Consider the following 24,758-nt stretch of genomic DNA (forward strand, 5'->3'; position numbering starts at 1 on the left):
TCCACCTCGTAGCCAGTTGTGCCGATGAATATCCCTAATCTGATCACCGTTCTACGCGTCCTGCTTATCCCGATTTTCATCCTGTTGTTCTATTTGCCGTATGAATGGAGCTATATGGCCTCCAGCTCGGTGTTTGCCTTTGCCGCCGCCACCGACTGGCTCGACGGCTACCTGGCTCGCCGCCTGGAACAGAGCACGCCGTTCGGTGCGTTCCTGGACCCCGTGGCCGATAAACTCATGGTGGCCGTCGCCCTGGTCCTGCTGGTGCAGGAGCACGGCAACCTGTGGCTGACCCTACCGGCCGCCGTGATCATCGGCCGCGAGATCGTCGTCTCGGCCCTGCGCGAATGGATGGCCGAAATCGGCGCACGTGCTCATGTTGCCGTCTCGAACATGGGCAAATGGAAAACCGCCGCGCAAATGCTTGCGCTGGTCATCCTGCTGGCCAATCCTTCGGACTTCACCTTCTGGGTCCTGCTGGGCTACGCCTTGCTGCTGATCGCCGCCGGCCTGACCTTGTGGTCCATGCTCCAGTACCTACGCGCCGCCTGGCCGCATCTGCGCACCACGGTTGAAAAGAAATAAAACTTTTTGAATCAAAGGGTTGACCGGTCCTGATAATTCTATAGAATGCGCATCACCAAGACGCGGGAATAGCTCAGTTGGTAGAGCACGACCTTGCCAAGGTCGGGGTCGCGAGTTCGAGTCTCGTTTCCCGCTCCAAATATTGTGCTGCAGAGTTCCATGGAAGTCTGTAAGTCATTGAAAATAGACGCTTAGGCGTCTTTTTTCGTTCAATCAGCATCCACCGAAAGCCTCGGGTATTCGGACGTTTTTAGTCCAGAAACTAGTCCAGAAAAATGGCGGGCTTCGAGATCGGATTGTTGTAGGAGCCCGACGAGTCATTTGCTGAACATCTAGCCCTGAATCCAACCTTCAGGAGGCTAGAAGCATGGCTCTTTCAGATGCTGCCGTCCGGCAGGCCAAGCCCACCGGCAAAGACTACACCCTCGGCGATATTGACGGCCTGTCCCTGGCGGTGACGGCTTCGGGCGGGCGCCCGTGGCACTTCCGTTACTGCTGGAGCGGCAAACAAAAGCGCATGCCGCTGGGCACCTATCCGCAAGTCAGTTTGCGTGACGCGCGTTCACTACTGCCGAGAAGTGCCGGACCTGGTTCAATCAGTTGTTTCGTTTGCCATGGTCAAGGTTCCGGCTCTGGAGCAGAACCCTGCCTCGGACCTGGATGTGGTGGCGATGCCCAAGCCGCCGGTGGTCCATCAACCCTTTCTGCGTATGGCCGAGCTTCCGGCCTTGTTGCGCACCTTGCGTGACTACGGTGGGATGGTGCAAACGCGGTTGGGAATATGTCTGCTGCTGTTGACCGGGGTGCGCACGGGGGAGCTGCGCTGGGCGACGCCGGCTCAATTTGATCTTGAGCGAGGGCTGTGGACCATTCCGTCCGAGGTGGTCAAGCAGTTGCAACTGAAGATGCGCAAGAAGAGCAAGCGTGCACAGGACATCCCTCCTTATAGAGTGCCGCCGGCTTGCCGGCCGCCGACCCAGGGCACGCCACGGTTGCCGCGCTTGGCTTCGGTCTCCTCAATCGCCGCCACGGCGTCGGCCTTGCTGGTGCTTTCTTTCAGGGCCATGCCCTCGGCCAACTGCTCCCAGCCCGACTGGTTGCCGGCGATATCGGCCATGCAGTTGGCCATGGCGCGACAGGTGGTCTTGGAACGATCGAAATCCAGCCGCGCCTGCAAAATCCCATTGGTCAGCAGGTTGTACAGCCCGGGGTTGGCCCGCTGGATGATCAGGGCGGGAGGGGACGCGACGGCGCTGGTGGCGTTCTGGATCACGCTGCTCATGATCGACTGGAAGCCGTTGGTGATGCCGTTCAACTGGTTCTGCAAGGTGGTCTCCAGGCTCATGTCGCCGCAGATCATATTGCTGCTCCAGCCCACGCCGATGCCGAGGCTGCGCATGTTTGCCCCTGATCCCATCGGCACGGCGCGGCCGCCACCGATGCTGTAGAGCACATCGTCACCGATCACGCTGCCGCTGGCGCCGAAGTTGGGATCGTCGGCGTAGACCGGGTAGCACAGCAACCCGAAGATCACCAGAGCGGCGGGGTAGTGGGTCTTCATCGTTCAACTCCCTGTGTCGGTGCTGCCGAGAAACAACTGGCCCTCGCGCTTGCAGCAGCTATACGGGCGCCACAAACCCCAGGCATACTCGCCGTCCTCGGACTGCGGCAACGCCTCGCTATTGGGGAACACCGCGCAGATCATCGACAGGTCCGGTTGCAGCCGTTGCCATTTGCTGCTGTCGGCATCGTTCTCGCGCAATGCGCCGGCTGGCCAATAACCCGGCTGCGCCTGGGCCAGCAAGGACTGGTATTGGATCTGTCTTTAATCTATTCAGTAGATTCCTACGTCACAAGTAGACCTGTCGCGGATTTCGCGAGTCGGCGCAGGTGTAGCGTACTAAGCGTTTCAAACCTTCTCAGGAAAAAGGCATGGTCACTCGTTACGCAAAAATCGTCTTGGTCGGGATGCTGGCGGCCTTCGCGGCGCTGGCGGCGTTCAACAACCTCACCGACTACAACTCCAATTTCTTCTTCGTCCAACATGTGTTGAGCATGGACACCACCTTTCCCGGCAATGCGGCCATGAATCGTGCGATCAATGCACCGTGGCTATGGCATGGCGCCTACTGGCTGATCATTGCGGGTGAGGCGTTGACTGCCATGTTGCTGGTCAGTGGCGCGATGATGCTATGGCGCGCTCGGCGGGGCAGTGCACAGCAGTTTAATCGTGCCAAGGCCTGCGCGGTCGCGGGCCTCACCATGGGCCTGTTGGTGTGGTTCTTTGGCTTCATGGTGATCGGTGGCGAGTGGTTTTTGATGTGGCAATCTCAGGAATGGAACGGCCAGAACGCGGCATTCAAATTTTATGCGGCGATGCTTGGAGTGCTGGTATTTCTCAATCAGCCAGATGCGGATTGCGACTGACGGGGCGTAGTTGCACCCGTGTGGATAGCCGGTGCGCGCAACGCCCGCACCGGATGTCGGGCTTACTTGGTGCAGGTCAGTCGTGAGTACTTCGGTGGTTCGAGCAGAATGCCTGGAGTCATGAACGTCGAGCAGTTGAACACCCGGCCCTTGGCGGTGGTGGCCTGGAAGGTCAGTTCAGCGCCACCCAGAAAGTCTTCCTTGCCCTTGGTCACCGGGCCCATGGTCAGTTCATCGGTAGAGGCCAGCCCGATTGTTTCGGCAGTGACCTTGTGTATCTGCAGGACGTTTGGGTTGGTGGCGCAGCCTGCCAGCAGACTGGTCAGGGCGATGAGCAGGGCGGCAGTTGAAGTTCTGGTCATGGGTGTGGCTCCTTGCGGGTCTAGGCGGCAGGGAACTGTGCTGCGTGCCGCCTGTGGGAATCGTCGAGGGACAGGGCGTTGCCCTACGGCGGCGGAGTCTATGGGCACACACATGCACCAACAATCAGTCGAGCGAAATCGAGACGGAGCCCACGACAGAGTGTTTGCAGGATGACGGAAATCGGCTACAAAGTGAGAATGTATGTTGACCGATAGGACAAAAAAGGCGCCCGAGTCGGGCGCCTTGAGGTTCATCGGGCCAACAGCCAATGTGATACTCGTGAAGCATCAGTTGCCCCATGGAACGGAGCGGTTCAGCAGGTCTTTTAAACCGGGATTGTCTAGCGCGGGCCGGTCAAGCAGCTCAACGAAGGTCCGGGCTTGTTCGGCGTTGAGCACGGTCGTAATTCAGTGATCTGACGGTATCGAATCTGGCCATGAATGGATAGATCAAACGCAGGTGCGGCAGTGCGTCCTCGTAGGACACGTGAGCATCCCGGACAGTGGAAATAAGCGCATCTCTGACCTCTGTGTGACGTCGAAGTAGCGGTACTCCGGTGACTCAAGATGGGCCAGGATTGACGGTTCGAAACGGTGCAGGTTGCTCCAACGGATCGCCGCTTCAATCGGGTGGTAATAGGCTTTTATCAACGCAGTCGGTAGTTCTCGCATGATCGATACCTTGCATAAAGAGTGGACTCATCGATGGAATTTTTGGGTGGGCGGCTGTGCTGGTGAGGGAATGCACGAGGCATGCGCCAGCAGCCGTCGTGGCTATCATCCAACGAAACGGAGGCACTTGGGTCGGCAACGTAATGATCAATGTGAGGGCGTATGGATGCCAGCGGTGAGCATTCGCGCCGTAAGCGACAAGGGCACAGGTAGCCTGCCGCTCAATCGGTGTACATCAGTGGTTACAGTTTTTTCGCGGCGTGCGTCGTGACCAGCATGCTGCTCGGGCTTATGCCGCTTCGTCAGGATTGATGCAGCGCGCCGGGCGCTTCAAGGCATAGACGCCAAATACGCGTTTGGTAGAAATGCACGAAGAGGTGATAACCCTGATGGCAGTGCACGTGACGCACATCACGACGCGGGCCTGATATGGATTCCAGTTTGCGCAGCGATGGCTGCTGTGCCAGCGCGGACGCCAAAGGCATGTGGATGCGCAGGCCTTCCACCGCACAGCGCCTGGAAAAGTTGCCGTAGAACCACACCGACACCAGCCGCGAATCCGCCCCAATGCGTGCCATGAACCCGTCCAGACGCCGGGCAGGTCGCCACCAGCCGTCATCCTGCGCGCGTGGCGGGCACCAGCTTGCGCCAAGCGCCGCCTGCAGCTGTTCCAGGGAATCGCCGGGACGCAGCAGCGCCAGGCGGGCGCAATCGAGGCGGGTAGCAGGATGCGACATTGTGTGACGGTGAGCACGCAGGCGCGTAAGCGGGGGCCAGAGGATATTTTGACCGCTCGATTCGGGGCAATAGGAATTGGACTAAAACGGGGACTGTGTCTGTCCGGTGGCATGGAGCGCACAACAGAGAGCCCCCGGCAGGCGGGGGCTCAAGGTCTGGTGGTGGATTGGGTTACGGCGAGACGGTCCGCAGCATCAGGTGGGTCGCCGTGGCGGCGAGTTCCAGATCGTCCTCGCCGTTGAGGATGCGCGTGAAGGCCTCCGAATGCGGGTCGAAATGCTCACCGAAATCGTCGCCGCCCAGCTCATTGCGGGCTAACGCCCACCAGTCGTCGAACGCATCGACATCGGGGTTGCAGCCGACCGCATAGGCAAGCAACTTTTGGCGGCCATTGGCTTGGCGTTCACCGCGCTCGGCGAGCCAGTAGACGCCCTGGTCCTTGACCAGAATGATGGAACATTGATGGGCGATAGCCTCTGCCAGCACCGGCTTCAGATCGCTGCCTTTGAAGAGCAATGACATGGTGGTCTCCTAGCAACAGCGGGACTCTCCAACCGCAAGGGTGGGCGTCCCTTGGGATGACGGAAGGATGAAGGTATGACGCGGCCAATGCGCCGTTGGCGCACCGCGGTCCTGAAGGCTTTGACCGCCTGGGATGTTGCCGGCGACGCCAGCGAACATGGGGGCAGCGTGGTCGGCTGAGTGGTAGCTGGTGTCAGTTAAACCGCATCAGGGACGTGCCGGTTTTATGGCCGTCAGTACTCATCCAGCAGGAACACCGCAGTTAGGCTCCGGTCTGCTTCGGTGAAGATACAAAGGCCAAAACCGTCACTGGTGGTGTAGGACGACAGCAGGTAGCCGCCGAGTTCCAGAGCTGCATCGTTGTAGCGTTGGTGCTCTGCACGCACATCGCCCCAATCGCCGCAGATGTGCCGGCGCACATAGGGCAGCGGATCGAGCAGATCCCGTCGGATAAGTGCGTCCAGACAGCGGGAAAAGGTCAGGCCGCCGAAGGGGAACCGGGGCTGGAGGGTGACGAAGGCGGGCATGGGGATGCGCAGATCCTCCACGGCGATGGGGCTTGGTACTCTAGCAGGGGAAATTGTTTCGGTGACGAGGCGGCGGTCACAATCACGCTCGCAATGGAGCCGATTGTGGGGGCGGCAGACATGCTTCGGCTGGGTAGGAAAGTTCCATCGGTCAGGCGGTGTTGGCAGGCGCTTGGCAACGTGTCCAACCCCATCGGTGCTTCATTGTTCGCTGACAGATAACTGCGTCACTTTTTTATTGGCGAGGGTGTTCGGACCGGCCGGTTTCCTTGACCGCAAACATCAGACAACGCACCGCTTCACGATCCTGTTCCGACAATAAGCGGTAGTAGCGGATCAGTCGCTCTTCCTCTCGGTTGAGTTGGCGGGGGCGCAGGGATGTGCCGGCCGGGGTACGCAGTGAGGACATAAACGAGGTATTTAGCATGATTCTAGTCCTTCATGACGCGAATGGAGGCATGGGCGTCGTGCCCAGAACAGCTAAATACATAACGTTTATCGGGAAGCTTGGCTCGCCATTTTTCGTGACTGTTAGGTTTTTCGGAGACGGCTGTCGGAAGTGGTTGGCCGAGGTGTAAGAGTGGTCTTTCAAGGGCGACTGAATCTGCCAGAAAGTTCTACTTATCGGGTGTCTGGCTGCCGGGGGAGCTTACGGCTTGGCGTCATTGCGCAGGGCGGCCAGACGCGTTTTGGTAAAGGGCTTGCCGGCGATGTCGCGCTTGTAGCGGCCGGGGTAGTCGTAGCGTTCGTAGTCTTTTTTTTGGTTGTTCAGATCCTGATCGCCGGTGGCGGTGTGCTGCTGGTTGTAGCGCGGGTGGGTGAAGGTGTAGTCGCGCTGCACCTGCACGGCGGTGCGCACTTGCTCGGTGTAGTGGAAGCGGTTCAGTGCCGGTTCCAGGGCATCGCCGCCACCCATCGGCTGGTAGATCACCGGGCAATCGGTGTGCGTGCCGATGGTGCCGAGGCCGCCGACGCGGTCGGTGAGGACGAGGGTGTGGCCGTCGGCGCGGTGTTCGAAGGTGTAAAGCAGACCCTCTTCGGCGGCGAGGCGGGCGATGAAATCGAGGTCGGTTTCACCGGCTTGTACGCAGTATTCGCGGGGTTGGTGCTCGAAGCAGATTTCGCTGCGGATGTCGGTCAGCTTCTGCTTGGCGAGCATGCTGGTGATGATGTCGGGCACGGTTTGGGCCTGGAAGATGCGCCAGTTGGAGCGCAGATCGAAACGCTTCAGGGTCGGCTCGACCACGGCGGTATAGCGGGTGCGGCGAAAGGAATAGGCTGACCAGGCCGTGCACGTAGCATTGCAGTGGGGTTATTAAGGAGAGCCGCCGCACTGTGGAACAATTTTGGCGTTCGCTAAGTGTTGGCGGCGATACTCTCCTTGGCCTACACTCATGCGCCTTTCATGGCAGCGTGTTTTTGGCCTTTTAAAATTAAAGTCACATTTTTTCGTTAACTTGGTCGAACCACTGGTCGAAAATATCTTCGGAGGTCAATGTCCTGTGATTTGTATATGTTGGTTCGTATTTGTACTCAGCGTTTAATCGACCAGTATCAACGTTGTAGTGTAGCTTGATTTCAGTAGGGGTCGGTTTTTCGTATTTGTCTAACATGACCTGAAGGCTCTTAAGGTCTTGGATTCCGGTTTCTAAAAGCGCACTTTGTCTTTCGGATGATGTATCGTAATAATTCTGGGCGGAGGAAGGGGTGGAATCGTTCAGTCGGTGTTTGTGATAGAGAACTCCGTTTATACTATAGAAAACATCAAATGTATAAATGCCCTCTTCAATGGAGCAGTACGCATATATGTCGTTTACTTTTCCGTCTGCGTACTCCAGGCAGAGTGAAATAATATCTGCTTGTGATTGAGAGAAAATATCTTCGAAGTTATCTTTCATTAGTTGGCGGCCTAGTTTGGGAAATCTTTAATGACAATTTTTCCGTCTATGGAATATTTCACAGTGAAACTGCTTGGTCTAACGTCCTTGTCAGTATAGTTTGGCTTGATTTCAGTGGAAACCTTTTTTCCATCCTTAATTGCTTGTGCCCATTTGTTTTCAAGTTTTGCGAAGTCGCTGAGATTAGCTTTCCGTGATTGGGAGACTAAATTGTCAAGCTTGGCGGAACCTCCAAATCTGTCCCCAGCTAAATGCCCAGCATGGTCTCCTGGTTGTTTCCCGGGCGTGTTGCTGGAGTGAGGTAGTCTCGTAGTTCGTGTTGTTAACTTCAGCTCCTCGGCAGTGAATTTTGTTATGCGCCCCAGATCGTCCGTTTCGTAAAGGTATTGATGCTCGCCTGTTCGATATTTTATGTCAGGCTTTAATTTCCCGCCTTTCTGGAGGTGCGAGCCATCTGTAATGATGTCGCTTTTTATTTTGGCGCCATCTTTCGCTTTTGGAAGCTCTGGCTGTTGTGCAAGTCTTTCCAGAGTTTCTTTTTCTGTCCGTTCTGATGCTTCCTTAGCCGCTTTTTGCGCCACTTGTTGCGCTGCCTCTGACCCGAGGCGGTGCACGCCCTTGCCAACCAGTACGCCTCCTTTTATCGCATCGCCAACAAAGGGTATAGCCGCTACTGCTGACAGACTAGCATTGACCGCATCGCCCTCAGCAGCGTAGATCCCCGCGTTGATCAGGTCTGGGATAGCACCCAGTCCAGGCACGAAGCCCAACGCATCCAAGCCGCCATGAACCCACGGGCTCGCGCTTCCCCACCAGCCTTTTTCTGCGTCTGTTTCTGCCTCTGTCGGCGGATTCGCCTGTGTGGCGGGGACGGCAGCGGGTGCGGTTTCTCCCACTACTCGACCTATGGTGTTGCCGTTTGCGTTCGTTCCACCTGGGCTTCGGTTCAAGCGTGGATCAGGATAGTCGGGCAGCGGAACAGGCAGTGCTTCTTTTTGCAGTGCTACATACTCGGCATAGGTCATTTCCTGTTGGGTCAGCAGCGTCTTTCCTTCATAGACCTGAACAGTCACGCCCCAGCCATTCTCAAAACTAGCGAAGACCTTGCCACCATATGGCACGAAGGATTTGTTGATGTTGATATTTAACGGCTCGGTCATGGTCTAGACCCCATTCATCCAGAACATGTCGTCATGGCGCACCACCAACTTCCCTTCAGCCCGCACCGTGCTGCTCTTCTCCAACGGGTAGCATTTTCCGCCGACGGTGTTGCTCTTGATGCCTTTGGCGGCGCCAGCCCCATCACCCTTGGTGGTCGGCACCAGGCTCTTATCGAACACCACCATTGGCTTGCCGTTGGCACGTACCGATTTGGCCACGCCGGTAGCGGTATTCAGTTCAGCCGTGACGGGGTAGGGCACCGGCGGGATGGCGCTGCCCATCGGCGTCTTGCACACATCGGGGACGATGCTGACCACTTTCCATTTGCCCTGCTTGCGAGCGATGACGTTATCGGCCATGTCAGAGCACCTCCTTGTTCATGCGCTTGATTAGCGCTGCGCTCGGATCGGTCTCGAAGCGCGCTTCCAGCACGCGAATGCCCAGGTGATTGGGCAGGCTGATGCGATGGGTCAAGGCCAGGGTCATGGTCTCGGTGTCGATGCGCAGGGTGTCGGTGAGCATGGGCAGTGGCAGCATGGCGCCGTTGTGCAGGCGCATCAGCACAAAGGGGCGATGGCCGGGCAGTTCGACGCACAACGTGCCGTCGGGGGTGAGGTCGGGATTGGTCAGGTTGAACAGCTCAAGACGAAACGCAGGCGGTGGAAAATCAATCTGCTGATCAACCGGTGCGCCGTTCCAGTAGGCAAAGTCGAAATCCCGCGGCAATCCCGGCCAGCGCTCTCGCTGCCAGACTTCGTCGTAGCTCCCGGCCAATGGTAGGCGCGGTGCCCAAGCACGTCCCACTATTCCAAACCCGGTCGGTTGGTTTTTGTAGCTGGCCGCGACCTGCGCCATGCCGTGGGCGTCGAGTTCACCCTCGGGATGTTTGACCCGCTCCAGGCGCCACACGGGGTTGTGGATGGGTTCGATCTGCGGCGCGGGCAGCTCGCGCAGCGGCTTGTCCAAGTGATAGCCGAGGTCTTCCTGGCGTTTTTCAATCCAGCCCCGGCCCAGCGGGTTGCTGTAACAGACTTCGTTGAGCAGATAGGGCGGAGTATTTGTATCAACCGCGTGTTCGGGATTGGGCACCACGCTGCTGCCACCGAAGGCATATTCCCAGCGCAATGGCACTGAGGCGACCGGTTGCGGCTCGGTCAGTTGCCAGCCACCGAACAGGCTGTGGCGGAATTGGCGAGGGCCAGTGAATTTCAGGTGCTTGTCCAACAAGTAATGGCGCGTCGGCGCATCGGCCCGACGCTTAAAAGCTTCTTGCCGGGCGGCTTGCCATACCGTTAGCTGATACTCGGTCAGCCGTTCGCCGGGGCTCAACGGCGTCGGCAGCGGCACCTCGATTCTGGGCGGCGGCGTCAGCGGCGCACTGATGCGCAGTCCTGCCGTCCACTGCGTTGCTGGTTGACCTTGTGGTGCGTAAGCATTACCCACCACGATCACATCACAACGCGGTTTGAACGGTGCCAGGTCACTTTCCTCGCAGACGCTGCTTGCCCCTTCCTCGCCGTAATAGCGATCAGCGGTGCACAGCGCCGGTGGGTTGTCGTCCAGCACTTCAGCGCGAAACTGCCCCGGCTGCCCGTCAATCGGCAGCAACCGATAACCCACTTTCATGACCAGCACCGGGTACTCTTGATCGTCCATACCCAGCGCGCTGAAACACAACGCATCGAAGGGCGTCAGATTGCGAAATTCCATGTCCGCCCCTCAGTTGATATCGACGTCTTTGCCGTTGATCTGCACTGCGCCAGTGGCGGTGAAATCGAAGGTGCGGCCATTGATCAGCACGGTGCCGTCGGACTTCATCACTAAAGTCGATTTACCGACTTTGATGCTCAGTTCATCCCCGGCGGTGATGGTGAATTTCTTTCCCACCACCACCGACTTGTGAATACCGATCTGCTCGCTCTGACTCAGCCCCACGGTGGTATTCATCGTCGCGCCAACACTGGTCTGATACGCCGCACCAATGGTCAGCGCCTTGGCCAGGCCGATGGTTTCCGCTTTGGCGAGGGCAATGGTCTCGGCTTTGTTACCGCCGATGGTCACGCTGCGATTGGCACCGATGCTGATGGTTTCGTTCTGGCCGACGTCTTCGGTGCGGTGGTCGCCAATGGACACGGTTTCGTTGTGCTCGACCCGCTCCTTGCGGTCATTGCCGACGAAGATGCCGTTGTTGTTTTTGATGTGGACGTTCTTGTCTTTTTCGGCATGGATAAACACTTCCTGGTGCCCAAGTTCATCCTCAAAGCGCAACTCGTTGAAGCCAGGTCCCTTATGAGTGCGGCTTTTGATGGTCATCCGCGTCTTGTGTTTGGGCAGCTCATACGGCGGCAGATTGGTTTGGCGGTAGGTGCGGCCCGTGGCGATCGGCTGGTCAGGATCGCCATCCAGGAAGCTGATGATCAGTTCCTGATTCACGCGTGGCACGGCCATGGCACCCCAAGTCGCGCCTGCCCAGCCTTGAGCGACACGGATCCAGCACGAGCTCTGGTCATTGTTTTTGTCCGAGCGGTCCCATGGGAACTGCACCTTGACTCGGCCCCATTCATCGCAATAGATCTCCTCACCGGGAGGGCCGACCACCGTGGCGATCTGCGGGCCGTCGATGCAGGGTTTGTTGCACAGTGGGGCTTTCCAATCCGAGGTCCAGCGGATGGCGCTGGCCTTCAACGTGTAGGACGTACCGAGGCCGCTACCAAACGATTCTTCCTGCAAGCTGGTGTGCTGCTTGCCTTCGTGCTTGATGGCGATGGTGCGCCAGCGGTCGTTGAAGTCCTCACGTGGATGATCGTTGAGGTCGAAGGCCAACCCCGGTTGTAGGCGTTCATCGTCGCCTTCCACATGGGCCAGCTTGGCGTCGTTGCGCAGGGCGGTCAGTCGGGTTTTGGTGAAGGGTTTCCCAGCGATATCGCGCTTGTAGCGGCCGGGGTAGTCGTAGCGTTCGTAATCCTTGTGCTGGTTGTTCAGGTCCTGGTCGCCAGTCGCCGTGTGCTGCTGGTTGTAGCGCGGGTGGGTGAAGGTGTAGTCGCGTTGCACCTGCACGGCGGTGCGCACTTGTTCGGTGTAGTGGAAGCGGGTCAACGCCGGTTCCTTGGAATCGCCGCCACCCATGGCCTGGTAGATCACCGGGCAATCGGTATGGGTGCCGATGGTGCCGAGGCCGCCGACGCGGTCGGTGAGGACCAGGGTGTGGCCGTCGGCGCGGTGTTCGAAGGTGTAGAGCAGGCCTTCTTCGGCAGCTAGGCGTGCGATGAAGTCGAGGTCGGTTTCACCAGCCTGCACGCAGTATTCGCGGGGTTGGTGCTCGAAGCAGATTTCGCTGCGGATGTCGGTCAGCTTCTGCTTGGCGAGCATGCTGGTGATGATGTCGGGCACGGTTTGGGCCTGGAAGATGCGCCAGTTGGAGCGCAGATCGAAACGCTTCAGGGTCGGCTCAACCACAGCGGTGTAGCGGGTGCGGCGAAAGCCGGTGTCTCCCTGTTGGAACAGGCTGACCAGCCCATGGACGTAGCGCACCGGGGTGTCGTTGCGCCAAATGGTGAACACCGCAGCCAGATCGAGCATGCGGTAGAAATCGATGGCCTGGTGGTGACTGACCAGCTCCAGTTCAAGTTTGAAAGGTTGGGACAGGCCTTCTTCAAGGGTGAACGAAACCACTTCGAAGGGATCGCCCCGCAGCGGTTCGAAGGTGTAACGCAGGTCGCTTTGACGGGGCATGAAACCTCCTTGTGGTGAGTCCGGATCAGTTGATCATCCAGCTGGCATCGCCGTTTTCCAGGATGCCTTCGTGGTCGGTGCTGTCGCCGACGCGGGCTACGGCTTTGCCGTTGATGATCATTGAGGGCGAGCCGCTGATGATCACAGCACCGCAGCCGAGGGTGTCGCCGACACGGGCGATGGCGCGGCCGTTGACGGTGACGTTGCGCGTGCCGCTTTTGACGGTGGTGGGGCCGCACAAAGGGCAATCATGGTCGTGTCCGACCAGAACGACGGCGGGCATAAAACCTCCAGAGAGCATCGAGTCTGTGAACATTCCGCCGCCTGTGCGGCGGAACGTGCCGGTTGGCGGTTAAGCCGGCTTGCGCCAGTCATCCGACGCTTCGGTACCGGCCACCACATGGCTCCAACTGACTTTGCGATAAGCCAGGCTGGTCTTGATCAGTTGGGTGTAGTTGGCGTTGCCGCTGTCCTGTGCGTGGGGCAGCACGGTGTCGATCTCGACGACGGTGGCGTCTTCCAATTTGGTGGTGAAGAAGTGCTCCTGTTTGCCGTCTCCAGAGGTGCGGAACCACTTGACCTCGACGGTCGGCAGCATTTCGCCGGTGGCCAGCGCCTGGTAGAGCATGGGCGAGGCTTTGCTCAGGGCGCTGGTGAAGATCAGCGGCTTGTGCACGCGCTGGCCGGCGGGCTGACCGCTTTGCGGGTCGGTAGGCGTGGTGATCTGATGGTCGATGGCCTGTGCAAGAATTTCATCCTCATGGCCTTCGACATAAACGTTGCCCACCGAATCAGCGGTGAACGCGCCCTTGGTGATATGGCCTTGGTTTTGGCCGTGGATGCTGATGTACGCGGGTGTTGGCATGACAAGCTCCTTGTCGCGATGATTAAACGACCCTGAGGTCGTGGGTTCTGGCCCAAGAGGCCATGGCTTTGCAGGCGCTCGGAATGAGCACGCTGAAAATCGGTTACAGGTTGAGAATTCGTTCCAGGGAGGCGAGCACTTCCTGGGTGATGCTGTTCAGGCGCATGGAGTAGATCGTGTAGGCGCAGGTCAGCACGACAGCGGCCAATGCCCATGGCGTCCACAATGGCCAGGCGCGTTTGATCCGGTAATTGCGCGGCGCGACGTTTTTCAGCGGGTCGGTCAGCCGTTTGGGCGTCTCGCCGCGCAGCGGGCGCAACAGTCCATGCAATTGGTTGATGATCTTCTGTATTTCGTCATCGCCCTTGCTATGGGCGCCGTATTTGCCCTTGAGGCCGGAGATCAGGCACTGGTACATGAACTCCAGCACATGCTGGTACCGGGCCGCTTCGGGGATCATGTTGTTCATGATGGTGAAGAACCGCTCACCGCCTCGGGTTTCCCCATGGAACTGGCTGAGCAATGAGCGTTCACTCCAAGTGGAGAGCCTGCCCCAGGTGGTGCGCATGACCACCTCGTCGATCAGCAGGCACAGGCTGTAGGAGTAGGCCTTGAGCATGCCGGCGTCGTAGTCGAGCTGGCTGACTTCTTCCATGATCGTGGTGATCTGGTTGCTGACGCTTTTGTACAGCGCGGGCACGTCATCGTGATGGTCCAGGCGGCGCAGGCGGATCACCAGGCCGATCAGGGGCGTGGCGGCATCGCACAGTGGGTTCCAGGCCAGGCCGCGCATGTCGAATTCAGGGTCTGCGAGCAGAACTGGGGCGTTTGGCTTGGCCTGTTCCTCCGCGAGGTCCGAACCCGTGCTGCTGGTGGCCTGCTGCAAATAGCTTAAGATTCGGTTGCTATCGTCCGTTGGCAGCGTGGGTTCGGTGGGCATGGTCTCACTCATCTTTCTCACTCCTGATCGCCCAGAACTGCAATTCCAGCTCCGGGAATTCGCCGGCAATGTGGAAACCAAATCCGCTGCCGCTGCTCAAGCCTTGCCACGCAGGGTGATGGCGGTCGAGTTCGAAGTAGCTGAAGCCGGCATGGAACGGCAGGTGCCGTGGCGCCACCGGCAACGGCAGCAGCGGAATGCCCGGCAGTTGCAGGCTGACCAGTTGTTCCAAACCTTCGGTGGAGCTGATCTTGATCTGCTTGGGCAGTTGCTGGCGCAGGGTCTCCGCTGGCAGTTCGGCGCGCACGGCGAGGATGAATTCGGCGTTGTCCAGCAGGCGTTTGTCGTTCAAGGCAGCGGTGCGTACGCCGTATTGCTGCACGACAATCGGCAGCGACACTGCACGCGGTTGCAGCACGGTGCCCAAAGCGCGGCGCAAGGTGTGCTCCAGGAGCTGGAAGGACTCGCGCAGGTTGTCGTGCTGGTAGGCCGGGTATTCCTGGGGCAGGTGGCCCTCGTCGGTAAAGGTGACCAGTTCGCCGCAGGCCTGGGCCAGTGCGATGTACAGCCGTTCCGGGTGGACCTGGCGCTGGCGAGCCAGGTGCTGGAACAATGGGAACAAGCGGTTGAGGGTTTGCAGCAGGTTGAAGTCGGTGACATCGGCCACACCCGATTGCCCCGGTGAACCGATGCGCTGTGCCAGGTTCTTGGCGCGCTCGCGCATCAGCCCGGCCACTTCACCCAGGTAGCGGTGCAGCGCCGGCACGGCTTGCACGGACAGGCTGGTGGGATAGAAATGCTCGTCCATCACCAGGCTGCCATCCGGGCGCTTGTCTTTGATTTTGCCCAGGGCGATGCCGGTAAAGGCACTGCGGTCGCTGCGTTCGAGCATCAGTTGCAGGTTGGGCACGGCCAGGTCCATGCCGACCTGATCGCCGTCATCGCTGTGGGTATCGCGGATTTCTTCGCGGCGGGCGATGTAGCGGCTGTTGCCGTAGCGGTCGGGCCAACGCACTTCGAGGGCGCCGTTGGACCGCAGCGGCAGGGTCAGATAGACGATCTGGTTGACTGCGCTGCTGTCGGCAATTTCCAGCGGCGCGGGTGGCGCCAGGTCGCGGGGGATATCAAAGACACTGCCGTCGGGCATGATTCCACACGCCTTGGTAAGGGCAACTTTGCCGAAGCTCAAATATTCGCTGTTCAGCTCCAGCTCGCTGAAGCCGTAAAGGGCGTCGTTCAGGCTGTGCATACGCTGATGCACGGCGGCTTCGGCGGCGCGGGCCTGTTGCTGAAAGTGCTGGGGTTTGACGAACAAACCTTCATGCCAGATGACGGGGTTGCGTGAACTCATCGGTGATTACTCAGGGCAATAGCGGCTGAAAAGGGCGTCATCGGGTTTCTCCCTTGAGGCTGATCTGGGTGGCGTCCAACTGCACCAGCACGGCGTATTGCCGGCCTTTGGGCTCGACCCGCATACGCTGTTTCCACTGGCCGACTTCGTCGTTGTGGTAGTTGGCGATGACCGCGATAAAGCGGGTGTCTTCATCCAGGGGGCGCAGGTCGACGAACTTGAATTGGCCGGGCTGGAGCAGGTAGTCGTCGGCGCGAATATAGGTGCTGCCCAGGGTCTTTTTCAGGTCCTCGGCCAGGGCCTGGGGGCTGGCGTTGACCAGCAGCGAGTCGTCGGTCAGCTGCAAGACCTTGAAGGCGATCGGCGTGGCGACGTGCTGCAGCGTCGGGTTGCCCCAGGGCGTGGTCAGGCTGACGCCTTGGGCGTCGTATTGGCCCAACAGCGTGTCTTCGAGGGGCGACATCTGCACCATAGGCTCAGGGTCCAAGGTCAGCGGCGACTGGGCCGGCACGCTTTCGTAAAGGCGGGTGAGCAGGGTTTGCACTTTGTCGGTCAGTGCCTGCGGGCTGCTCGCCTGAACGTTGAGGGTGTAGGGCGCGCGGCTCGCGTCTGCATCCGGGGCGGTGCCGGTGCTGATCAGGCGTGGGTTAACGTGGTCGCTGGCGTGCAGGCTCAGGGAGTAACGGCTGGGCTGATCGTCGGGGCCGCCGACCGGAATCGACGGGGTCCAGATCACCTGGCCGACTTTGCCGAGCATGGTGCAGCCGCCGAGGGTTAGGCAGGCCAGCAGCAACGTGCCCAGGCGCAGATTGCTGAACAGGCTGACGGGCTTCTTGGGTGCAGGCGCGCCAATGTCAGCCAGCGGTTTTGGTGGCTCTGCCGCAATCATCGCTCGCAGTGGATCACCTTGGCCCGTCAAATCCACGGGTTGGCAAAGGCGCTCGAACTCCGGGCAAGTGGCAGGTCGCGGATCGGGCAGGGGCAGGCTCGGTAACTCCTCCAAATGCCAGGCTTGCATGCCTTCCGGGTGACCGGCGAATAGCTCATCGAGTGACCGCTGACCTGGGGCGTGCTCGCCCAACTGCACCGCGACCCGATACGCCCCAATCTGCAACAGGTCGCCATCGTTGAGGCTCACCGCCACATTGCGACCCAACGGCAAATCATGGCCATTGGCGTAGGTGCTGCCACTGCGGTCGATCACGCAGAAGCGCCCTTCGACAACGCGGATTTCGCAGTGGTTGGGCTGTACGCTGTTGTGGCGATCCTCCAGGCGCCAGTCCGCCGCCGCACTGCCGATGCTGCCGCCCTGTGGGCCAAACCGGTGAAGGGGCAAATACCCGTGCAGCAACTGCGCAGGATTGTTGATAACCAGCGTCAGTTTCATGCGCGCCCCCGAATCCGCACCACGGCGGGATGACGTTGTTCTTGATGTTCGATAAAGCTGGTCCAGCCCAGGTGGGTGCCGCTGGCGCGTTGCAGGTTGAACGGCGGTACATCTTCTTCGCGCAGCCCCAGTTCCAGGTCGTAGGCGGTGGCATCGCGCAGCAGAAAATCCATCAATTGGCGCAAGCGCCCGAACTGATCGCCGCTGGGTAAAAACTGCCGAAAGCGCGCCTGGGTCAGGTTGGGAATGACGAGGGTGAACTTGCTGGCGCGGGTCTTACTGCGGTCACCCACCACAAAATCGCTGCCCAGGGTGCCGTTGCCCTTGCCCAGTGCCAGGCGCTGACGCTGCGGCAAATTTACCGAGCGCACCTCGAACTCGCGGATGTACACGCCGTGCAGATCAAAGCAATGCTCGACAATGCCGGACACTATCGAAGGCGAACGGCTGCGGCTGGCGATCAAGCCGGCAAAGCTCAGCAATCGGCCCCATGGCAGTGGCGTCGCACCGCGCAGGTCGTTGTCGTTCAGCCCGATCAGGGAAAACACGTAGCGCGAAAAGCGGTCGCTGGCCTCGGCCTGAAAGCGGATGTAGTAGCGGTACTTGCGCCAGCTGGTGTGCAGCAGGGTCAGCAAGCGATGATTGAAAAAATCCATGAACGCCGGGCGAATCCCGCGTTCCTGGGCCTGTTCGTAGGCCAGGCGATCCAGGTAATAACCGGGCAGCGGCGAGTCGGTGCCGTGCAGGCCAAAGAAACTGGTCTGCGAGCGATAGCGCACCTCTTCGCGGTCCTCCTCAATGCGTGCCGCCTCGACCACGTCCGAGGCTGGAAAGCCCAATCCCGCATGGCTTTGCAGGCGCACACGACGGCGCGCCGCCGCACTCAAGGGTTGCGCTTCCAGGTCATCGCCATGCAGGGCGTGCAGATGCTCCAGCAGACGGTGAAACGAGTAGTTCCGCGCGTCGGCCAGCAGCAGGTCGGCTAGATCACGGGTTGTCTGCCGGTCAACAGTGGCCATTCGTAGCACTCGTTGTTAGTGGTATTGATCACTTCCAGGCGATGGAAGGAATTGATGCTCGCGTACAGCGCAAAGAAGTGCGAAAGCACGCTGGCAAACAGGTACAACTCGCCCTCGCAAAGGAAGGCGTTCTGGTCCAGTTGCAGGCGGGTGTGCAGGCCGCGTACCGGCAGGCCCTTCATCAGCCAGTCGATGGGCGTGGTCACCGCGTCGTGGATGCCATTGAGGCGCTTGCGGGTGGCGCGGGCCTGTTGCAGGTCGTGCAAGGCGGCGAAGTCGTAGGCGCGGATTACCGCCTTGAGCGGCTCGGCCGAGAGCAGCGACAGGTAGTTAAGTGACAGGTTGGAAATCAGGGTCCAGTGCAGGCTGCTGTCCAGTACGGGCCGATAGCTGCGGGTCGGGGCAATCAGGTTGGTGTAGGTGGCAAACGACGGCGTGATTTCGGTAGACAGCGACACATCGCCTACGCCAAGCAACTGCGGCAGGTCACGATTGCTGCAGGTCAGTTCGATGGACGCTGCTTCATGCTCGCCGATGTACAAGCTCTCATCGCCACGCACAAAGGCGATGCGATGGCGCAAGCCCTCGCGGCCATGGGACTCTTCGATATGCGTGCGAAAGTACAGTGCGGTGCGGCCCCGTGCGTGCTCGATCTCATGCTGGAACGATTCGAAAGGGGTAAACCTGCGCAGTGGATCACCCTTGCGCTCCTTGTCGGCTGCGTCCCAGCCGGCCACTTGGTCGACGCTGAAAATCTCAAAGGCTTCGGGACGGTTGCCGCTGGGGCTGATGCGTCTTTCCAGGCTGCGACCGTCCAGCGCAATCGGGTTGGCATCGTGGCGGAACAGATTGACCGCCGGTGCGCAGTACAAATGCAGGTCACTGGTACGCAGGCGAATATCGGGCGGCATGGGCCGACTGAACTGAAACTCGAAACGCAGGCTGGTGGCGCTGACATCCGGCCACACCTGAGCCAACCGCGTCAGGCTGAAAAAGTCGAAACGCTGCGGGAACACAAAGTACTCCTGCAGGATCCGGTAGCCGTCGAAGACATTGCGCGGGTAGGGCAGCAGTGCCTCGTCGGCGGTGAACCCGGGGAAGCCGATATCCTTGGCCGACAGGCGAAAGCTTTGCTTATCAACGTGCAGCGTGACGCTGTCCAGATAATGGGCCAGCCACAGGTACAAGGTCAGCGCGGTGGCGTTATCGCCGCCCAGATGAAAATCCAGCTGGTCACAGGCCATGCTGGTCAGCGGTTGCTCCGTCAACACCTTGAGGTCGATGCACATCACCGAGGCCTCGCGGCTGTGGGCGTCGCTGACTGCCTGCAAGGCCAACGGGTATAGGTTGACGTCGGTGCAGGTGCGGAACTGGCAGGAGATGCCATCCACCGGTTTGGCAAACAACGGCGTGCCTTTGGGAATCACCTGTCGCTGGCTGATCGCATCGGGCAACGGCGTAAAGCGGATGATGGTCGCGCTGGGCAGGGGCCGCAGGTAGTTGGGCCAGAGCATCTGCAATAGCGGGTGAGTCAGCTCCGGCAAGTCGTCGTCGATCTTCATCCCCAGCTTGGCGGTGAGGAAGGCAAAGCCCTCCAGCAGCCGTTCCACGTCCGGGTCGCCGGCTTGATCGCCGAGAAATTGCGCCAGTTGCGGGTTGTCCTCGGCAAACTCGCGGCCGAGTTCGCGCAGGTAGCGCAGCTCTTCGGCAAAGCGTTGTTTCAGGTCCATCGCATCCTCATCTCACGCGGGTGTAGCCGTCGCGGCCATGCATGGCCACCTCGATCTGCACCTGTTCTTCCTTGTGATTGACTCGCACCTGGCAATCCAGGCGAAAGTTCAGCTCCAGCGGCAGGTCCGAGTCGGGCTGATAACGCACGCCCGTGACCTTGATGCGCGGTTCAAACGCTTCCACCGAGCGCCGGATATCGGCGCTGATGGCCACTACCAAATCACTGCTGGCCTGGGTGACCCCGTTGAAGTCGCGCAGGCCCAGTTCAGGGCTGCTTTGTGAGCAGCCCTGGCGTGAGTTGAGTACGTGTTCCAGGTGACGTTTGATCGCCTCGACACGCTGGCGCGCCTGTTCATCCGCGCTGCCGGGGTAGTAGCGCGGTGCATCGGGCTCCAGGCGTTCGAACAGGCTGCGGCCCACTTATTGGGTGTCCAGCCGACCGACCAGCGAGATCTCGAAGTTGGCGCCCATGTACTTGAAGTGCGGGCGTACTGCCAACGACACCTGGTACCAGCCCGGATCGCCGGCCACGTCCTGCACGACAATTTGCGCGGCGCGCAAGGGGCGACGGCTGCGTACATCGGAGGAAGGATTTTCCTGGTCGGCGATGTACTGCTTGAGCCAGGTGTTCAGCTCGCGCTCCAGATCCTGACGTTCTTTCCAACTGCCGATCTGCTCGCGTTGCAGCACCTTGATGTAATGGGCCAGGCGATTGACGATAAACAGGTACGGCAACTGGGTGCCGAGCTTGTAGTTGGTCTGGGCTTCCTGGCCTTCGCGGGTCTTGGGGAAGTTCTTGGGTTTCTGCACCGAATTGGCGGAGAAGAACGCCGCATTGTCGCTGTCCTTACGCATGGTCAGCGGGATGAAACCAGCCTCGGCCAGCTCGAATTCCTTGCGGTCGGAGATCAGCACTTCGGTAGGGATCTTGGCCTGCAATTGGCCGAGGGATTCGTACAGGTGCACCGGCAGGTCATCCACCGCACCGCCGGATTGCGGGCCGATGATGTTCGGACACCAGCGGTAGCGGGCGAAGCTGTCGGTGATGCGCGAAGCCAGCAGAAACGCGGTATTGCCCCATAGGTAGTTGTCGTGGTTGCCGTCGACGGTTTCGTCATAGCCGAAGCTGCGCGTTGAATTGTCTTCGGTGCTGTACGGCGTGCGCAGCAAGAAGCGTGGCAGGGTCAGAGCCAGGTGGCGGGCGTCTTCGGACTCGCGCAGGCTGCGCCATTTGGTGTGGCGTGGGCCTTCGAAAATGTCGCTGACTTCCTTGAGGTCGGGCAGGCCCTGGAACCCTTCGAGGTTGAACAGCTCAGGCCCGGCTGCCGAAACAAACGGCGCGTGGGACATCGCACCGACGGAGGCCACATAGCTGAGCAGCTTGATGTCCGGCGAGCTGGGGCCAAAGGTGTAATTGCCGACGATGGCGCCCACCGGCTCACCGCCAAACTGCCCGTAACCGGCGGTGTAGACGTGCTTGTACAAGCCGCTGCGGGTGATGTCGCCGGCATTGTCGAAGTCGTCCAGCAGTTCTTCTTTGGTGACGTGCAGCATTTCCAGCTTGATGTTCTCGCGAAAATCCGTGCGATCCACCAGCAGCTTCAGGCCGCGCCACGCCGACTCCAGTTGCTGGAACTGCGGCTGATGCAGAATCACGTCCATCTGCTTGCTCAGCGCCCGGTCGATTTCGGCAATCATCTGGTCGACCCGGTGCTTGTTCACCGGCTGCTGGTGATCGCCGCTTTGCAGGATCTCGCTGATGAACGCAGCCACGCCTTGGCGGGCAACGGCATAGCCTTCCTGGGACGGGCGAATGGTGGTGTTGGCCAGCAGTTGGTCAAGCAACGACGTGGGTTCGTCAGCCACCAATACTTGGGCGGCGGCGCTTTCCATAGGCATGGGGAATACTCCGTTGAGAAGGGCGTTCAAATCAGTTGCTTGGCGCGTCGAGCACCAAGTTGAGTTCGCTGGCCAGGCGTTGGCGGGCGGTTTCATCGGTCAGCAGGTTTTGCAGGTGTTTGCGAAAGGCCGGGACGTTGCCCATGGGGCCTTTTAGTGCAACTAAGGCTTCGCGTAACTCCAGCAACTTATTCAATTCGGGCACTTGGCGGGCGACGGCGTCGGGGCCGAAGTCATTGATGTTTTTGAATTGAAGTTGCACGTTCAAGTCGGTGTCGTGATCGTTGTTCAAGACAGACGGGACCGCCATATCCAGAGCAACTTCGGCTTTGGTCAGAACTTCATTGAAGGTGTCTTTATCTATTCGAACGGATTGTCTGTCTTCCAGGGCGGTTAGTTCACCGTGGCCTTTGAAGTCGCCCGTTATCAACAACTTCAGGGGCAGCTCAACTTCGGCCTGTTGATCGCCCGTGGCCGGGACGTACTTGATGTTGACGCGTTCTTTGGGGGCGACAGAACCCTGAGTTTTCGACATGGGAAAAATCCTTTTCGGAAGGTCGGCGTATTAGAACCAGCTGTTGCAAGGTTTGTCTTGTAGGACGAAATGGACGCGATTCGTGGGTGTTGGATGTAGGAAATTATGCCTAAAAGGGTGTTTCTATTTTTCCTACGGGTTTTATGGATGTGTCTGAGAGAGGCTTCTTTTTATTCATGTTTTGGCGGTGGGTTGTTCATTTTTTACTTGCCTGGCTCATTGAACTCAGGTGACGCTCGTGAAGTTGTGAAAGCAACTTTCTGGCTAAGCAACGTTAGTTCGAAAGTTGAAAAATATCCGGTTCGGATTTCGGTGAGGCATATCAGGAGGCGTTGATGCGCGACGGATGGCGAGGATGGAAATGGGCGTTCTGCTTGACGGTTGTGGCGGTAATGGACGCGCAGGCAGCAACTCAGGATTGCCCTGCCATCGTCTCGCCCTTGAAGCGCCTGGAATGTTTTGATTTAGCCGCCGGTACACCTATCCATCACACACCGGCGCCGCCGCGTGCACTTGGCCGGGTATTGCCGATTGTCGATCTGGTGCAACGCAATGAGGCCAAGCGTCCGCCCGAGGATCAGCGTTTTCTGTTGTCATCATTCCCAGAGCCGGACAACGACCAGCAACACCGCCTGGTGATCTCCGCCCCAGCCTTGGGCGCGTTGCCGCCCCGGCCTTATCTGGCCATCAGCTGCGAATCGAAAATCTCGCGCCTGCAACTGGTGCTGGATGAACCGGCCAAGCCCAACAAGATACGCATACAGCTGTTCAAGGATGAGCGCCCGGTCTCCGAGGCCTACCAGTGGCAGGTGTTGGACGACGCCGGTCTGGTGGTGGATGCCGGGCGCGGGCTGCAGGCCATTGCCTTGTTGCGCAACATGGGCGGCGGCCAGCGCCTGCGGCTGGAGAGTGACTATCCCCGGTTGCACGGCTTGGTCTTCGACGCTGAAGGGCTGGGCGAACTGATTGAGCAGGAGCGCCAAGTATGTCGCTGGTGATCGACGTGCCGGCGGACAGCGTCAAGCTGCTGCTGACCCCCATCGAGCCCGAGCAACCCGCTGGCCATTTCGATGTCGAGGACGAAACCTACCAGGCCATCGACCAGGAAATGGTCAAGCTCGGCGGCCTGCGCGAAGGCGACATCGACTGGCTGTATATTGACGAAGCCTCCCGTCAATACCTGGCGATCCAGTGCAAGCACTGGCGTATCCTCGGCCACTTGCAAGTGGTATGGCTGCGCACTCGTCAATGGGCGCGCTGGGCCGATGCCCTGGGCCTGATAGCCGGCATGGTCGAACTGTATTGGGACAGTGCCTACCCCAAGCCCGGCCCCACCGGCTACCTGAACAAACGCAAGCAGGTACAGCGCCTGTTGGGCGACCTGGGGCAGGTGTTGCCAACTCTGGAACGCAGCAGTTTTGAACCGGCCTATCAAGCCGCAGCGGAACTGGCCCTGGCCAATCTGCAACGCTGTGCCGAAAGCGCCAAGCTCGACCCCGCACCGTTGGACGCGTTGCAACGCCAACTGGACAAATACAGCGAGCCGGTCGTCGCCACTGAGCCGACCCGTGCGGCCACCTCCGGCAACGCGCTGGAGTCAGCCTTTTTCCCCAGCCCCAAACCGCAAGCGCCGAGCAATGAGCGCGAACAACGCCGCGCCGTGTTGAACATGGCCGAGCAGATCAACCAGCAAGACCCCTACGACCCCACCGGCTACCAACTGCGACGCTTCGGCCTGTGGTCGCATCTGCGTACCGCGCCGCTCATCACTCGCGACCGCCGCACCGAATTGACCGCCGTGCCCAAGGACATCGTCGACGGCTACCAGGACGCGCTGAACCACAACGCCATTGAGCCGAACCTGCTGCTGCGCATCGAAAAAAGTGTCTGCGCCTCGCCGTACTGGCTGCGCGGCAGTTACCTGGCCGCCCAGGTCGCCTCGCGCCTGGCGATGGAAGAAGTGGCCGGCGCCATTCGCCAGACCTGCGAGCGGTTCGTCTGCCGCCTGCCGGCCCTGCTGGAGCTGTGTTTCAGCGATGGCACGCCGTTCGTTGATACGCAAACCCAGGCCTGGATCACCGGCGCCGATCAGGCGCAAACCACCGGCAGCCTGATGCAGGAATACGCCGGCCTGCGCGACGAACTCACCACCCAACTCAACACCGAAGGCGTCGAAGTGGTGCTGCTGCGCCTGCAGGATCTGCATGCCACCCATGACGCCCCGCGCCAGCGCAGCTACGCCACGGTGATTGCCGCCGACCTGCTGGCCTCGCGTGGGCTGTCGTGGCTGGCGGACGACCTGTACGCCAGCGTTGCGCGGCTGATGCGCGATACCACGGCGCAGGGCTGGGAGCCGGAGTTGTATCAAAGGGTCGCAATTATTGATAGTGAACGTAAGGACTAGCCA

The 24,758-nt window shown here is 59.8% G+C and carries 24 protein-coding genes, 1 tRNA gene and 5 pseudogenes; 6 read left to right on the forward strand and 24 right to left on the reverse strand.

From position 1 onward, the window contains the following. Nucleotides 1-24 precede the first annotated feature (24 nt). The 3 genes and pseudogenes from pgsA to LVW35_RS10270 form a co-directional block, all read left to right on the forward strand. A complete protein-coding gene (pgsA, locus tag LVW35_RS10260) occupies nucleotides 25-585 on the forward strand; it encodes a CDP-diacylglycerol--glycerol-3-phosphate 3-phosphatidyltransferase (protein WP_012723427.1) in 561 nt (186 codons plus the stop codon). Between the two features lie 62 nt (nucleotides 586-647). Further along, a tRNA-Gly gene (locus LVW35_RS10265) sits at nucleotides 648-723 on the forward strand. Nucleotides 724-952: 229 nt separating this feature from the next. Continuing rightward, a pseudogene (locus LVW35_RS10270) lies at nucleotides 953-1,541 on the forward strand (tyrosine-type recombinase/integrase); the annotation flags it as partial. Here the strand turns inward: LVW35_RS10270 and LVW35_RS10275 are convergent. Together LVW35_RS10275 and LVW35_RS10280 are read right to left on the reverse strand one after the other, a co-directional pair. Next, a pseudogene (locus LVW35_RS10275) lies at nucleotides 1,535-2,146 on the reverse strand (integrating conjugative element protein); the annotation flags it as partial. The pseudogenes LVW35_RS10270 and LVW35_RS10275 sit on opposite strands and share 7 nt — an antisense overlap. 3 nt (nucleotides 2,147-2,149) lie before the next feature. Further along, nucleotides 2,150-2,398, reverse strand: a pseudogene (locus tag LVW35_RS10280) (TraU family protein); the annotation flags it as partial. A 119-nt stretch (nucleotides 2,399-2,517) separates the two neighbouring features. Between LVW35_RS10280 and LVW35_RS10285 the strand changes: the two are divergent. Next, on the forward strand, nucleotides 2,518-3,012 hold the full coding sequence (locus tag LVW35_RS10285; RefSeq protein ID WP_233895263.1) for a DUF2165 family protein: 495 nt from the start codon (nucleotides 2,518-2,520) through the stop codon (nucleotides 3,010-3,012). 62 nt (nucleotides 3,013-3,074) lie between these two features. Here LVW35_RS10285 and LVW35_RS10290 read toward each other — a convergent pair whose 3' ends face one another. From LVW35_RS10290 to tssB, 22 genes and pseudogenes are all read right to left on the reverse strand, one after another. Then, nucleotides 3,075-3,374, reverse strand: coding sequence for a hypothetical protein (locus LVW35_RS10290; protein ID WP_233895264.1), 300 nt, complete (start codon nucleotides 3,372-3,374; stop codon nucleotides 3,075-3,077). A 364-nt stretch (nucleotides 3,375-3,738) separates the two neighbouring features. After that, nucleotides 3,739-3,897, reverse strand: a pseudogene (locus LVW35_RS10295) (DUF4917 family protein); the annotation flags it as partial. A 451-nt stretch (nucleotides 3,898-4,348) separates the two neighbouring features. After that, nucleotides 4,349-4,783, reverse strand: a complete 435-nt coding sequence (locus LVW35_RS10300) for a DUF7256 domain-containing protein (protein WP_233895266.1) — start codon at nucleotides 4,781-4,783, stop codon at nucleotides 4,349-4,351. 172 nt (nucleotides 4,784-4,955) lie between these two features. Further along, entirely contained in the window at nucleotides 4,956-5,306 is a 351-nt protein-coding gene (locus LVW35_RS10305) for a DUF3085 domain-containing protein (protein WP_233895267.1), read from the reverse strand. A gap of 233 nt (nucleotides 5,307-5,539) precedes the next feature. After that, on the reverse strand, nucleotides 5,540-5,833 hold the full coding sequence (locus LVW35_RS10310; RefSeq protein ID WP_233895268.1) for a hypothetical protein: 294 nt from the start codon (nucleotides 5,831-5,833) through the stop codon (nucleotides 5,540-5,542). A 235-nt stretch (nucleotides 5,834-6,068) separates the two neighbouring features. Then, a complete protein-coding gene (locus tag LVW35_RS10315; RefSeq protein ID WP_233895269.1) occupies nucleotides 6,069-6,260 on the reverse strand; it encodes a hypothetical protein in 192 nt (63 codons plus the stop codon). 228 nt (nucleotides 6,261-6,488) lie between these two features. Beyond that, nucleotides 6,489-7,167: pseudogene (gene vgrG, locus LVW35_RS10320) on the reverse strand (type VI secretion system tip protein VgrG); the annotation flags it as partial. A gap of 105 nt (nucleotides 7,168-7,272) precedes the next feature. Beyond that, nucleotides 7,273-7,731: a hypothetical protein gene (locus tag LVW35_RS10325; protein ID WP_233895270.1), complete on the reverse strand. Its 459-nt coding sequence runs from the start codon at nucleotides 7,729-7,731 to the stop codon at nucleotides 7,273-7,275. Between the two features lie 11 nt (nucleotides 7,732-7,742). Beyond that, nucleotides 7,743-8,891, reverse strand: coding sequence for a DNA/RNA non-specific endonuclease (locus LVW35_RS10330; RefSeq protein WP_233895271.1), 1,149 nt, complete (start codon nucleotides 8,889-8,891; stop codon nucleotides 7,743-7,745). A gap of 3 nt (nucleotides 8,892-8,894) precedes the next feature. Beyond that, on the reverse strand, nucleotides 8,895-9,251 hold the full coding sequence (locus LVW35_RS10335; RefSeq protein ID WP_233895272.1) for a DUF4150 domain-containing protein: 357 nt from the start codon (nucleotides 9,249-9,251) through the stop codon (nucleotides 8,895-8,897). A gap of 1 nt (nucleotide 9,252) precedes the next feature. Beyond that, complete coding sequence (locus LVW35_RS10340) at nucleotides 9,253-10,602, reverse strand: DUF2169 family type VI secretion system accessory protein (RefSeq protein ID WP_233895274.1); 1,350 nt, start codon at nucleotides 10,600-10,602, stop codon at nucleotides 9,253-9,255. Nucleotides 10,603-10,611: 9 nt separating this feature from the next. Continuing rightward, nucleotides 10,612-12,624, reverse strand: a complete 2,013-nt coding sequence (locus LVW35_RS10345; RefSeq protein WP_233895276.1) for a type VI secretion system Vgr family protein — start codon at nucleotides 12,622-12,624, stop codon at nucleotides 10,612-10,614. Between the two features lie 25 nt (nucleotides 12,625-12,649). After that, a complete protein-coding gene (locus LVW35_RS10350; RefSeq protein ID WP_233895278.1) occupies nucleotides 12,650-12,907 on the reverse strand; it encodes a PAAR domain-containing protein in 258 nt (85 codons plus the stop codon). Nucleotides 12,908-12,976: 69 nt separating this feature from the next. After that, nucleotides 12,977-13,489, reverse strand: a complete 513-nt coding sequence (locus LVW35_RS10355; protein WP_039768332.1) for an Hcp family type VI secretion system effector — start codon at nucleotides 13,487-13,489, stop codon at nucleotides 12,977-12,979. A 103-nt stretch (nucleotides 13,490-13,592) separates the two neighbouring features. Continuing rightward, nucleotides 13,593-14,441 carry a type IVB secretion system protein IcmH/DotU gene (gene icmH / locus LVW35_RS10360; RefSeq protein ID WP_233895280.1) on the reverse strand — a complete coding sequence of 283 codons (849 nt, stop codon included), beginning with the start codon at nucleotides 14,439-14,441 and terminating at the stop codon, nucleotides 13,593-13,595. Beyond that, nucleotides 14,434-15,780, reverse strand: a complete 1,347-nt coding sequence (gene tssK / locus LVW35_RS10365) for a type VI secretion system baseplate subunit TssK (protein ID WP_233895282.1) — start codon at nucleotides 15,778-15,780, stop codon at nucleotides 14,434-14,436. The genes icmH and tssK overlap by 8 nt, the downstream gene beginning before the upstream one ends. A 37-nt stretch (nucleotides 15,781-15,817) precedes the next feature. Then, nucleotides 15,818-17,167 (reverse strand): type VI secretion system lipoprotein TssJ, encoded by a 1,350-nt coding sequence (tssJ, locus tag LVW35_RS10370; RefSeq protein ID WP_233895284.1) that lies wholly within the window; start codon nucleotides 17,165-17,167, stop codon nucleotides 15,818-15,820. Further along, complete coding sequence (gene tssG, locus LVW35_RS10375) at nucleotides 17,164-18,186, reverse strand: type VI secretion system baseplate subunit TssG (RefSeq protein ID WP_233895286.1); 1,023 nt, start codon at nucleotides 18,184-18,186, stop codon at nucleotides 17,164-17,166. The genes tssJ and tssG overlap by 4 nt, the downstream gene beginning before the upstream one ends. After that, complete coding sequence (gene tssF / locus LVW35_RS10380; protein WP_233895288.1) at nucleotides 18,150-19,916, reverse strand: type VI secretion system baseplate subunit TssF; 1,767 nt, start codon at nucleotides 19,914-19,916, stop codon at nucleotides 18,150-18,152. Before tssF ends, tssG begins: the two co-directional genes overlap by 37 nt. Nucleotides 19,917-19,923: 7 nt before the next feature. Continuing rightward, nucleotides 19,924-20,337 (reverse strand): type VI secretion system baseplate subunit TssE, encoded by a 414-nt coding sequence (tssE, locus tag LVW35_RS10385; protein WP_233895290.1) that lies wholly within the window; start codon nucleotides 20,335-20,337, stop codon nucleotides 19,924-19,926. Next, nucleotides 20,338-21,810, reverse strand: a complete 1,473-nt coding sequence (gene tssC, locus LVW35_RS10390; RefSeq protein WP_233896445.1) for a type VI secretion system contractile sheath large subunit — start codon at nucleotides 21,808-21,810, stop codon at nucleotides 20,338-20,340. 37 nt (nucleotides 21,811-21,847) lie between these two features. Then, nucleotides 21,848-22,351 (reverse strand): type VI secretion system contractile sheath small subunit, encoded by a 504-nt coding sequence (gene tssB / locus LVW35_RS10395; protein WP_233895292.1) that lies wholly within the window; start codon nucleotides 22,349-22,351, stop codon nucleotides 21,848-21,850. A gap of 335 nt (nucleotides 22,352-22,686) precedes the next feature. Here tssB and vasI point away from each other — a divergent pair, with 335 nt between their 5' ends. Together vasI and tssA are read left to right on the forward strand one after the other, a co-directional pair. Further along, on the forward strand, nucleotides 22,687-23,349 hold the full coding sequence (gene vasI, locus LVW35_RS10400) for a type VI secretion system-associated protein VasI (RefSeq protein WP_233895294.1): 663 nt from the start codon (nucleotides 22,687-22,689) through the stop codon (nucleotides 23,347-23,349). Continuing rightward, on the forward strand, nucleotides 23,337-24,755 hold the full coding sequence (tssA, locus tag LVW35_RS10405; RefSeq protein WP_233895295.1) for a type VI secretion system protein TssA: 1,419 nt from the start codon (nucleotides 23,337-23,339) through the stop codon (nucleotides 24,753-24,755). Before vasI ends, tssA begins: the two co-directional genes overlap by 13 nt. Nucleotides 24,756-24,758: the final 3 nt, after the last annotated feature.

It is taken from the genome of Pseudomonas sp. HN11, from assembly GCF_021390155.1.
Lineage (GTDB): Bacteria > Pseudomonadota > Gammaproteobacteria > Pseudomonadales > Pseudomonadaceae > Aquipseudomonas.